Source organism: Magnetospirillum sp. UT-4, from assembly GCF_902729435.1.
Lineage (GTDB): Bacteria > Pseudomonadota > Alphaproteobacteria > Rhodospirillales > Magnetospirillaceae > Magnetospirillum.
In genome coordinates this window covers 1-10,074 of record NZ_CACVCG010000089.1, presented here as the reverse complement: position 1 = coordinate 10,074, position 10,074 = coordinate 1, and the positions used below count along the sequence as shown (strand labels likewise).

Sequence of the window (10,074 nt, the reverse complement as noted above, 5' to 3'; positions counted from 1 at the left end):
CGCTCTAAGGGTCGAGAACCTTCATGCCGGCTACGGCCGCATCCAGGCGCTGCACGGCATCGACATCGACGTGGCGGCCGGCGAGGTGGTGGCGCTGATCGGGGCCAACGGCGCCGGCAAGACCACCCTGCTGGCGACCATCTGCGGCCGCCCCCAGGCCAGCGCCGGCCGGGTGCTGCTGGAGGGCCGGGACATCACTCGCCTGCCCACCCACCGCATCGCCCGGCTGGGCCTGGCCCACGCCCCCGAGGGGCGGCGCATCTTCCCGCGCATGACCGTGCTGGAAAACCTGCAGATGGGCGCGGTGGTGGCCGACCCGGCCCATTTCAGCGCCGATCTCGAGCGGGTGCTGGCCCTGTTCCCCCGCCTCGAGGAACGTCTGACCCAGCGCGGCGGCACCCTGTCGGGCGGCGAGCAGCAGATGCTGGCCATCGGCCGCGCCCTGATGAGCCGGCCGCGCCTGCTGCTGCTGGACGAGCCGTCGCTGGGCCTGGCCCCCCTGGTGGTGCGCCAGATCTTCGCGCTGATCGAGCAGATCAACCGCGAGCAGGGCATCACCGTCTTCCTGGTCGAGCAGAACGCCTATCATGCGCTGAAGCTGGCCCATCGCGGCTACGTCATGGTCAACGGCCGCGTGACCCTGAGTGGCAGCGGCGCCGAGCTGCTGGCCAACAAGGAGATCCGCGCCCATTACCTGGAAGGTGGGGTGGCCGAACCATGATCGAGAGCGTCCCGGTCTTCATCGGCCTCACCCTGCTGTTCATGGGCGGCTGCGCGGTCATGGCCGGACAGGCCCTGGCCGCCACATGGCGCCCGCTCTGGCAGGTGCTGCCCTACGCCCTGCTGCTCGGCCTCGCCGACCGCTTCCTCGCTTTCGCCCTGTTCGGCGGCACCCTGGCCTCGCTGCCGGCCTGGGCCTTCGACAGCGCCGTGCTGGCGGCGCTGGCCGGCGGCTCGTTCCGCCTGACCCGGGCGCGGCGCATGGTCGCCCAATACCCATGGCTGTACGAACGCGACGGATGGTTCGGGTGGCGGGACAAAGGCGAGCGCGGCTCGTCAACATGAACCGGCGGTGCTAAGCTGCGCGCCAGGGACAGCAAAGCCAGGACAGGAGGGCTTCGGGAGATGAGGACGATCAGGACCCTTGCCATCGCCGCCGCCGCGATCTTCGCGGCCCAGGCGGCCCATGCCGACATCACCATCGGCGTCGCCGGTCCGATGACCGGTTCCGAAGCCGCCTTCGGCGAGCAGTTCCGCCGCGGCGCCGCCAAGGTGGTCGAGGACATCAACGCCAAGGGCGGCGTGCTCGGCCAGAAGCTGGCGCTGACCCTGGCCGACGACGCCTGCGATCCCAAGCAGGCCCGCTCGGTGGCCGAGGAACTGGCCTCCAAGAAGGTGCCGTTCGTGGCCGGGCATTTCTGCTCGGGCTCGTCGATTCCGGCCTCGGAGGTCTACCAGGAGAACGGCGTCCTGCAGATCTCGCCGGCCTCGACCAATCCCAAATTCACCGAACGCGGCATGCCCAACGTCTTCCGCACCTGCGGCCGCGACGACAACCAGGGCAAGATCGCGGCGGCCTATGTGGCGGCCAAGCAGAAGGGCAAGGTGATCGGTGTGATCCACGACAAGTCGGCCTACGGCAAGGGCCTGGCCGACGAGTTCAAGGCCGCGCTGAACGCCGCCGGCGTCAAGGAGGCCTTCTACGAGGCCATCACCGCCGGCGAGAAGGATTATTCGGCGCTGGTGACCAAGGCCAAGGCGGCCAAGGTCGACATCCTCTATCTCGGCGGCTACAAGACCGAGGGCGGCCTGATCGTGCGCCAGTTGCGCGACCAGGGCATGAAGACGGTGCTGATGGGCGGCGACGCCCTGGTCACCGAGGAATACTGGGCCATCACCGGCGCCGCCGGCGAGGGCACCTTGATGACCTTCAGCCCCGATCCGCGCCTGCTGCCGCAGAACGCCGCGCTGGTGAAGCATTTCCGCGCCCAGAACTACGAGCCCGAGGCCTATACCCTCTACACCTACGCCACCGTCCAGGCCTGGGCGCAGGCGGTGGAGAAGGCCAAGACCACCGAATGGAAGAAGGTCGCCGAGACCCTGCGCGCCGGCAAGTTCGACACCGCCATCGGCGAGATCGGCTTCGACGCCAAGGGCGACGTCGTCGGTCCCACCTACGTCATGTATGTTTGGAAGAACGGCAAGTACGTCTACGCGGATTGACAAGCGTTTCCGCCCGTTGCGCGAGGTCCGGCGACATCATCCGCCGGGCCTTTCGCGTTGACGGAACCCGCCGATGGCGGCAGGGTTGGCGGGTTGAACGACCAGACAAGGGAGGGACGGGCCATGCCCATGAAGGACAGCATCGACGCCTGTGACAACGCGCACCGCGCCTGCACCGAGGCCGCCATCCACGGCATGCAGCAGGGCGGCGCCCTGGCCGGCTGGGAGCTGATCCAGCTGCTGCTGGACGCCGCCGACATCACCGAAACCGCCACCGACTTCATGCTGCGCAGCTCGCGCCAGCACACCTCGGTCTGCCGCGTCGCCGCCGAGATCGCCGATCGCTGCGCCGACAATTGCGAGAAGTTCGCCGCCGCCGACCTGCGCATGAAGGAATGCGCCGAGGCCTGCCGCCGCGCCGCCACCGCCTGCCGCAAGCTGTTGTAGCGATCCGGGCGCCGGCGCAACGGGCGGGGTGACACCCGCCCCCCTTTCATGGCATTCTTTTCGCACCTGCGAAATGGAGCCCCCCGCCATGACCGAGACCAGGCTCACCGGCACCCTGCCCAACATGACCGTCGAGATCCTCCACCAGGCCGAGCCCGAAAGCGGGGCGGAGCGGATGACCATCCATCTGGTGGCGCGGCCGGATTTCCAGGCCGCCCTGCCGCTGGTCGGCGGGCTGGCCCAGATGCCGGCCATGCTGGCGCTGTGGCAGGCCCCGTTCCAGGCCTGGGCGCAGGCGGTCCAGGCGGTGGCGGCGCCGTGGATGGGGGCGATGGGGGCGGGCCTGCCACCCCGCCCGGCGGAAAACGCACACCCCACCCTACGAGGCAGTGGAAAGTAATGGGGCAATCCCCTAAGTTGGTAAAAAAAGAGCACCAAAGGGGAGGAGGCTGGCCAGACAAGGGTCCGGCGGGACATGAGCTGATGAGCCGAGACGAGACACGAATGCTTCGGGACGCTGCCACCGAAACGGCCCTGCCGCTGATCGGCATCTACGAGATCAGCAAGGTGCTCGGCTCCACCCTGGACATGGACAAGGCGCTCCACGACGTCCTCAACATCCTGTCGTCCTACCTGCACATGCGCCACGGCGCCATCGTCCTGCGCGACCCCGAGGGCGAGGCCCTGGAGATCAGCGCCGTCGCCGGCATGTCGCTGAAGCTGGCCCGCTCGGGCGAACTCCGCTACCCCATGGCGGCGGTGGCCAAGGTGGTGCAGACCGGCATCCCCATGGTGGTGCCCGACGCCGCCGACGAGCCGCTGCTGGCCGAGTACATCGCGCACGGCCAGGGCGAGGACGACGAGCCGGTATCCTTCTTCTGCGTCCCCATCAAGACCACCGGGAAGCCGCTGGGCGCGCTGTCGGTGGAACGCAGCTGGGAAGGCGGCGTCCGCCACGTCTTCGAACACGACCTGCGCTTCCTCACCATGGTCGCCACCCTGGTCGGCCAGACCGTCGGCCTGCACCACAAGGTCGCCGCCGACCGTGGCCGCCTGCTGGAACAGAACGCGCGGCTGGCCAAGCAGATGGAGGAGGTCAAGCCGGCGGTGCCGGTGCAGGGCCTGGAAGACATCGTCGGCAATTCCGAGGCCATGGGCCGGGTCTTCGCCCAGGTCCAACAGGCGGCGCCGACCAAGGCCACCATCCTGCTGCGCGGCGAAAGCGGCACCGGCAAGGAGATGATCGCGCGCGCCATCCACATCCTCAGCCCGCGCTCGGCCAAGGCCTTCATCAAGGTCAATTGCGCCGCGCTGGCGGAAAGCGTGCTGGAATCCGAGCTGTTCGGCCACGAGAAAGGCTCGTTCACCGGCGCCTCGGCGGAACGCAAGGGCCGCTTCGAGCTGGCCAATGGCGGCACCCTGTTCCTCGACGAGATCGGCGAGATTTCCGCCCCCTTCCAGGCCAAGCTGCTGCGCGTGCTGCAGGAAGGCGAGTTCGAGCGGGTCGGCGGATCGAAGACCATCAAGGTCGACATCCGCCTGGTCGCCGCCACCAACCGCAACCTGGAAGAGGCGGTGGCCAAGAACGAGTTCCGCGCCGACCTCTATTACCGCCTCAACGTGGTACCCATCTTCCTGCCGCCGCTGCGCGAGCGCCAGGGCGACATCCCGCTGCTGGCCATGTACTTCCTCAAGCGCTTCAACGAGGAGAACGGCCGCCAGCTCACCTTCTCGGCCGAGGCCCTGGCCAACCTGCAGGGCTGTTTCTTCCCCGGCAACGTGCGCGAGCTGGAAAACTGCGTCACCCGCTCGGCCACCATGTGCCGCGGCGCCGTGGTGACCGAGATGGACCTGTCGTGCCGGCGCGACACCTGCCTGTCCTCGGTGCTGTGGAACATCCAGCGCCCGGCCAACCCGCCGGTGGCGCCGATCATGCCCTCGGCCCCGCCGCCGCAGCCGGCGCCGCAGCCTGCGCCGCCGATGGTTGCCGCCGCCCCGCCGCCACCGCCGCCTTCAGCCGCGGCGATTGTGCCGCCACCGGCACCGGACCTGACCGAGGCCGACCTGTCCGAGCGCGAGCGCCTGGTCCAGGCCATGGAGAAATGCGGCTGGGTCCAGGCCAAGGCCGCCCGCCTGCTCGGCCTCACCCCGCGCCAGATCGGCTATGCGCTGAAGAAGCACGGCATCGAGATCCGCCAGCTGTAGGGGGATTTCCCCTCGCCCGCCTGGGGGCTACGGCGCCTTCACATTCTTCCCATATTCCTCCATGAAACGCCGTCATGCCCGGGCTTGACCCACTTCTGTCCGGTTTAATTTTCGGCTGTTAAGGGCCCCCTCGCCCGCCTGCGGGAGAGGGAGGGAGAGCGCGCGCGCCGTCAGGTGCGCTTCGCGACAGCGAAAACCTCTGCGTTTTCAGGTCTTGGGCGCGTGGACACGCGCCGCCCTCACCCCGGCTCGCTGACGCTCGCCCCCCTCTCCCGCAGGCGGGCGAGGGGGCATGGGCCAGCCGAGAACTAAACCGGACAGCCGTGGGTCAAGCCCGGCGATGACGAAAAGGGGCTGGAATTCGATTGCCCCCTGCCGGACTCACTCCGCCAGCCCGCGCCCCAGGCGCTCGGCCAGCTCCGACGCCATCCAGGCGCATTCAAGTCTTTTTCCACAATGCAGGGTTCTGTCGCACGACAATGCCAAGTCTATGACATTGCGAATATCCCTCGCATCGCGGTGTTCAGCCAGACGTCCGGCATTGAGCAAAGAGTAATAGCATCCACCATTACTTTGGCAATACATGACATGCTCGCAGACCCGTTTCGGATGCCGCCAGTCTATCCATCCTGGACCGGCGGCACATCGGGGGAAGGTATTAGTCTTGGAAATTTAACGGTGGAAGGGCGAGGGGGCCTTGGGGGCGCGGGCAACGCCTGTGGGTGGTCCCGGACTGGGTCCGGGCGACCCCCTCGCCGTACCGATTCTTATATCACACTCCTCTAATATCTTCCAGGTCCTACCGCGTCCGGCACCGCCGCTGCCCCTTCCGCCCCCGCGGCCTCCACCAACCCGCCTTTGCCGCCGGGGCGCCGACATGCCCAAACTGGTCCGATCCCTGCCCTGACGGAGCGGAGCATGCCGGCGATCCCGACCCTGTGCATCGGCCTTCCCGTCCGCAACGGCGAGGCGTTCCTGGCCGAGGCGCTGGACAGCCTGCTGGCCCAGAGCTTCCGCGATTTCGAGATCACCATCTCGGACAACGCCTCGACCGACCGCACGCCCGATATCTGCCAGCGCTATGCCCGGCTCGACCGGCGCATCCGCTACAGCCGCAACGGCCGCGACATCGGGGCCGGTCCCAATTTCAACCGGGCCTTCCGCGGCTGCCGCTCGCCCTGGTTCAAATGGATGGCCCACGACGACATGCTGGCGCCCGGCGCCCTGGACCGGCTGCTGGAGGCCGCCGGCCGCGACGGGGTGGTGCTGGCCCACAGCCGCATCGCCCTGGTGGACGATGGCGGCGCCCCCCTTCCGGTGCTGCCGGGCGGACGCCTGACCGACCGCCGCGGGCGGCCCTTCCACGCCCCCGAGCCGCCCCACCTGGCCGAGGGCCCCGATCCGGCCGTCCGGTTCGCCGAGGCCCTGCGGCACATGAACTGGTGCACCGCGGTGTTCGGGGTGATCCGCGCCGATGCCCTGGCCCGCACCCACCTGCACGGCAGCTATTACGAGGCCGACCGCGTCCTGCTGGCCGAGCTGGCCCTGCTGGGGCGCTTCGTCCAGCTCGACGAGCCGCTGCTGGTCAAGCGCTGCCACGAGGGGGTGAGCGTGCTGAAGAGCTACGCCGAGCAGGCCCGCATGATCGACCCCGCGCTTCCCCCCTGGCCCAAGGGCGTGCGGCTGCGGCTGGGCTATCTCAAGGCGCTGGCGGTGGAGGGGCCGCGGCCTGCCACCCGGCTGGCCTGCGCCGGCACCGTTCTCAGGGTCAGCCTGCGCAACCGCCTGAGCCGCCGTCTGCAGGCCCTGCTCCGCCGCTCGCCATCGCTGCCGCCCGGGTATCGACCGGAAAGGACCCGACCGCCATGAACGTCGCTGGCGAATACCTGATCGCCGCCCCCCGCGACCGGGTGTGGACGGCTTTGCGCGACCCCGAGACGCTGCGGGCCTGCCTGCCCGGCTGCGAGAGCCTGCGTGTGGTATCCGACGGCATCTACGAAGGACGCGTGGTGGCCAGCCTGGGCGCGCTGTCGGCGGCGTTCTCGGGCCGCGCCGCCCTGCTGCGCGAACGCGAACCGGAATCGTGGTCCATGTCGGCCCATGTGCGCAGCGACACCGGCGCCGGCTGGGCCGATGGCGAGGCGGCGCTGACCCTGGGCGTGCGCGACCACGGCACCCTGGTGGCCTACCGTGCCGAGATGCGGCCGGGTGGCCGCCTTGCCGCCATGGGCTCGCCGCTGCTTCACCAGACCGCGCTGGCGCTGGCCAACGGGTTCTTCGCCCGCCTGAACGAGCGATTGCGGGGAGAGCGCGGCGGAGCGGAGCCGCTGGACGCCGCCGCCCCGGGCGGTGCCCCGCCCCGCCGCCTGGTCGAGCCGCTGGCGCCGACACCGCCTCCCCCGCCGCCGCCGGGAGCGCCGTCGCCCGCCCCCGGTGCACCGGCCGACGACCACGATCCGCGCATCCGGCGCATCATCATCGTCGCCGGCTGGATCTACTTCGTCACTCTGCTGATCGGGCTGTTCTGGCCGCAGGCATGAACCAGACCAGGGCCGCCGCCAGCGCCGCCGCGGGCAGAGCCAGGGCGATCCGGTAGGCCTCGGGCGGCCAGCCGGTCTCGCCCTTCGGCCACAGGCCGATGACCTCGCCCAGGCCCCACTGGGTGGCGAAGGCGCAGGCGAAGATCACCAGGTTCAGGCTGGTATTGGCGCGGCCGGCCAGATGAGGCGGGAAGCCCTGGGTGACCACCGCGTACATCACCGTCGAAGTGGCGCCGGAGAAGCCGTAGACCGCCGCCAGCACGAAGGGGGCGTCGCTCCAGCCCGCCGCCATGGCCGCCTGGGCCAGCAGGAACACCACGGTGCCGGCACCGCCGACCTGGATCGCCGGAATGCCGAGCCGGGCCAGCCGCTCGGCCGCCGCGCCCACCAGCAGGAAGCCGGCGGCCATGGCCCCGGCCATCACCGCCAGCCCGGCCGCCACCCCTTGTGGGTCCAGCCCGGCGATGTCGCGCAGCCAGGGGCCGGCCCACAGGCCCTGGACCGCCATGAAGGTGCCCATGGCCAGGCTGGTGAACGGCGCCACCCGCAGGAACAGCGGATCGGCGAACACCCGGCCGACGGCGCGCAGCTGCGCCCCCAGGGTCTCACCGGAGGCGGGGCCGGGGCGGTCGGGCACGGTCAGGAACAGCGCCACCGCCGCGGCCAGGGTGAGGCCGGCCAGAACGGCGTAGACGCCGCGCCAGTCGGTGACCGCCAGCAGCGCCTGCACCGGCGCCGTCGCCGCCACCGCCCCCAATCCGCCGGCCGACAGGATGATGCCGTTCATCAGCGGCAGGCGGGCGGCGGGAAAGAACTGCACGTTGGCCTTCAGCGCCGCCATCAGGCAGGCCGACACCCCCAGCCCGATCAGCGCACGGCCGCCCACCAGGGTGCCGGCATCCTCGGCCCAGGCGAAGGCCGCCGCGCCCGACGCGGCGAAGACCAGCAGCGCCGCCTCGACCCGGCGCGGCCCGAAGCGGTCGAGCAGCAGCCCCAGCGGCAGCTGAAACGAGCCGAAGGCGAGGAAATAGACCCCGGTCATCAGCCCCAGCACCCCGGCGTCGAGATGGATGGTGCGGGCGATCTCGGGCGCCAGCACGGCGTTCACCGTGCGGTACAGATAGGACAGGAAATAGCCGGCGGCGAAGGGCAGCAGGACCCGCAGGATCAGTTGTCGTACCGAGAGGGAATGCATGCGCCGGGTTCCGCAGTGGAAGTGGTCATACCATGGACCACGGCGCCGGCAAGATCAATCCCGCGGCGATCCTTCACCGTCGCGGCGCGCCGTCCAATCCTCCGGCCTTCAGGATGAATCCGGCGATGGCGTCCAGGCCCTGGCCGATCTTCATGTTGGCGAAGACGAAGGGGCGGCTTCCGCGCATGCGACGGCTGTCGCGGTCCATCACCTCCAGGTCGGCGCCGACCAGGGGGGCGAGGTCGACCTTGTTGATCACCAGCAGATCCGACTTGGTGATGCCAGGTCCGCCCTTGCGCGGCAGCTTGTCGCCGGCGGCGACGTCGATCACGTAGATGGCGATGTCGGCCAGTTCCGGGCTGAAGCTGGCGGTCAGGTTGTCGCCGCCCGATTCGATCAGCAGCAGGTCCAGATCGGGGAAGCGGGCCTGTATCGCATCGACGGCGGCCAGATTGATGGAGGCGTCCTCGCGGATGGCGGTATGGGGGCAGCCCCCGGTCTCCACCCCCATGATGCGCTCCGGCGGCAGCGCGCCGGAGCGGGTGAGGAAGTCGCAATCCTCGCGGGTGTAGACGTCGTTGGTGATGGCGCCGACGCTGAAGGAATCGCGCAGGCGCTTGCACAGGGCATCCATCAAGGCGGTCTTGCCGGAGCCCACCGGCCCCCCGATGCCGACGCGGAACGCGGTCATGAGCGGTACACCCTCGTGTATTGGGTTTCGTGGTTCATGCTGCACCAGTCCAGCACCGGCACCGCCGATCCGATGTCGGCGAGCGGCCGTGTCAGCGCCGCCTCGGCGGCTTGCGTCACCACACCCTCCAGGGTGGCGACCATCCTCTGGCCGTCGGTCTGGCCCAGCGGCACCAGCCGCACCGCCGCCGACACCAGGTTGGCGGCGAAGGCGTGCAGGAAGGCGGACAGCGCATCGGTCTCGGCGATGCCGGCGCGGGCAGTGGCGGCCCCCACCGCCACCGCATAGGCGGCGCCCCCGCCCCTGCCCTTCAGGTCCCGGTGCCAGGCATCGAGCCACGGATCGGGCCAGGCGGTGGCAAGCGCGGCCAGGAAGGCGGTGCCCTGGGCGCCGGCCTCCAGCGCCAGTTCGGCGGTGGGGCGCATGGCCCCGGCCAGCTCGGCGATCCGGTCGAGACGGTCACGGTCGCCCGCCGCCGCCGCCCGGTGGGCCTCCAGCAGCAAGGCGGCATCGCTGCGCCCCGCCCCCGCCTCCACCAGGGTGGCGATCCAGTCCGACGCGGTGGCGCGGTCGCGCACCAGCCCGGCCTCGACCGCCCATTCCAGGCCGTGGGAATAGCTGTAGGCGCCGACCGGAAAGGACGGCGACAACCAGGCCATCAGGCGCAGGAGCGTGGTCATGAGGCCCTCGCGTGAAGGGATGACGTCATAGGCGTCGGTTCAGGCCATTCCGTATCCGTAGCCTCATCCTGAGGAGCCGCCCTTGGGGGCGTC

11 protein-coding genes are annotated in these 10,074 nt (G+C 70.1%); 8 read left to right on the top strand and 3 right to left on the bottom strand.

What is annotated here, in order from left to right:
* The 8 genes from MTBUT4_RS12445 to MTBUT4_RS12410 all read left to right on the top strand — a co-directional run.
* Positions 1-721, top strand: a 721-nt coding sequence (locus MTBUT4_RS12445) for an ABC transporter ATP-binding protein (protein ID WP_254434849.1), incomplete at its 5' end; no start/stop codon positions are given.
* Positions 718-1,065, top strand: a complete 348-nt coding sequence (locus tag MTBUT4_RS12440) for a DUF6867 family protein (RefSeq protein WP_173980012.1) — start codon at positions 718-720, stop codon at positions 1,063-1,065. The genes MTBUT4_RS12445 and MTBUT4_RS12440, both read left to right, overlap by 4 nt.
* Before the next feature lie 60 nt (positions 1,066-1,125).
* Positions 1,126-2,223, top strand: coding sequence for a branched-chain amino acid ABC transporter substrate-binding protein (locus tag MTBUT4_RS12435; protein WP_173980011.1), 1,098 nt, complete (start codon positions 1,126-1,128; stop codon positions 2,221-2,223).
* 123 nt (positions 2,224-2,346) lie between these two features.
* Positions 2,347-2,670, top strand: a complete 324-nt coding sequence (locus tag MTBUT4_RS12430; RefSeq protein WP_173980010.1) for a four-helix bundle copper-binding protein — start codon at positions 2,347-2,349, stop codon at positions 2,668-2,670.
* A gap of 88 nt (positions 2,671-2,758) precedes the next feature.
* Positions 2,759-3,070, top strand: coding sequence for a hypothetical protein (locus MTBUT4_RS12425; RefSeq protein WP_173980009.1), 312 nt, complete (start codon positions 2,759-2,761; stop codon positions 3,068-3,070).
* Positions 3,071-3,174: 104 nt separating this feature from the next.
* Positions 3,175-4,875, top strand: coding sequence for a nif-specific transcriptional activator NifA (gene nifA / locus MTBUT4_RS12420; RefSeq protein WP_173980008.1), 1,701 nt, complete (start codon positions 3,175-3,177; stop codon positions 4,873-4,875).
* Positions 4,876-5,793: 918 nt separating this feature from the next.
* Positions 5,794-6,744: a glycosyltransferase gene (locus tag MTBUT4_RS12415; RefSeq protein WP_173980007.1), complete on the top strand. Its 951-nt coding sequence runs from the start codon at positions 5,794-5,796 to the stop codon at positions 6,742-6,744.
* Positions 6,741-7,415: a CoxG family protein gene (locus MTBUT4_RS12410; RefSeq protein ID WP_173980006.1), complete on the top strand. Its 675-nt coding sequence runs from the start codon at positions 6,741-6,743 to the stop codon at positions 7,413-7,415. The genes MTBUT4_RS12415 and MTBUT4_RS12410 overlap by 4 nt, the downstream gene beginning before the upstream one ends.
* Here the strand turns inward: MTBUT4_RS12410 and MTBUT4_RS12405 are convergent.
* The 3 genes from MTBUT4_RS12405 to MTBUT4_RS12395 form a co-directional block, all read right to left on the bottom strand.
* On the bottom strand, positions 7,378-8,610 hold the full coding sequence (locus tag MTBUT4_RS12405; protein WP_173980005.1) for a nitrate/nitrite transporter: 1,233 nt from the start codon (positions 8,608-8,610) through the stop codon (positions 7,378-7,380). The genes MTBUT4_RS12410 and MTBUT4_RS12405 overlap by 38 nt on opposite strands.
* Before the next feature lie 73 nt (positions 8,611-8,683).
* The gene (ureG, locus tag MTBUT4_RS12400; protein WP_173980004.1) at positions 8,684-9,301 is read right to left on the bottom strand and encodes an urease accessory protein UreG; all 618 of its coding nucleotides are present in this window, start codon (positions 9,299-9,301) and stop codon (positions 8,684-8,686) included.
* Entirely contained in the window at positions 9,298-9,981 is a 684-nt protein-coding gene (locus tag MTBUT4_RS12395; RefSeq protein ID WP_173980003.1) for an urease accessory protein UreF, read from the bottom strand. The genes ureG and MTBUT4_RS12395 overlap by 4 nt, the downstream gene beginning before the upstream one ends.
* Positions 9,982-10,074: the final 93 nt, after the last annotated feature.

Bases quoted from the DNA above. Each gene is read 5' to 3' on its own strand.
- MTBUT4_RS12395 (WP_173980003.1), bottom strand. From the start codon at position 9,981: ATGACCACGCTCCTGCGCCTGATGGCCTGGTTGTCGCCGTCCTTTCCG.
- MTBUT4_RS12430 (WP_173980010.1), top strand. From the start codon at position 2,347: ATGCCCATGAAGGACAGCATCGACGCCTGTGACAACGCGCACCGCGCC.
- MTBUT4_RS12415 (WP_173980007.1), top strand. From the start codon at position 5,794: ATGCCGGCGATCCCGACCCTGTGCATCGGCCTTCCCGTCCGCAACGGC.
- nifA (WP_173980008.1), top strand. From the start codon at position 3,175: ATGCTTCGGGACGCTGCCACCGAAACGGCCCTGCCGCTGATCGGCATC.
- ureG (WP_173980004.1), bottom strand. From the start codon at position 9,301: ATGACCGCGTTCCGCGTCGGCATCGGGGGGCCGGTGGGCTCCGGCAAG.
- MTBUT4_RS12425 (WP_173980009.1), top strand. From the start codon at position 2,759: ATGACCGAGACCAGGCTCACCGGCACCCTGCCCAACATGACCGTCGAG.
- MTBUT4_RS12440 (WP_173980012.1), top strand. From the start codon at position 718: ATGATCGAGAGCGTCCCGGTCTTCATCGGCCTCACCCTGCTGTTCATG.
- MTBUT4_RS12405 (WP_173980005.1), bottom strand. From the start codon at position 8,610: ATGCATTCCCTCTCGGTACGACAACTGATCCTGCGGGTCCTGCTGCCC.
- MTBUT4_RS12410 (WP_173980006.1), top strand. From the start codon at position 6,741: ATGAACGTCGCTGGCGAATACCTGATCGCCGCCCCCCGCGACCGGGTG.
- MTBUT4_RS12435 (WP_173980011.1), top strand. From the start codon at position 1,126: ATGAGGACGATCAGGACCCTTGCCATCGCCGCCGCCGCGATCTTCGCG.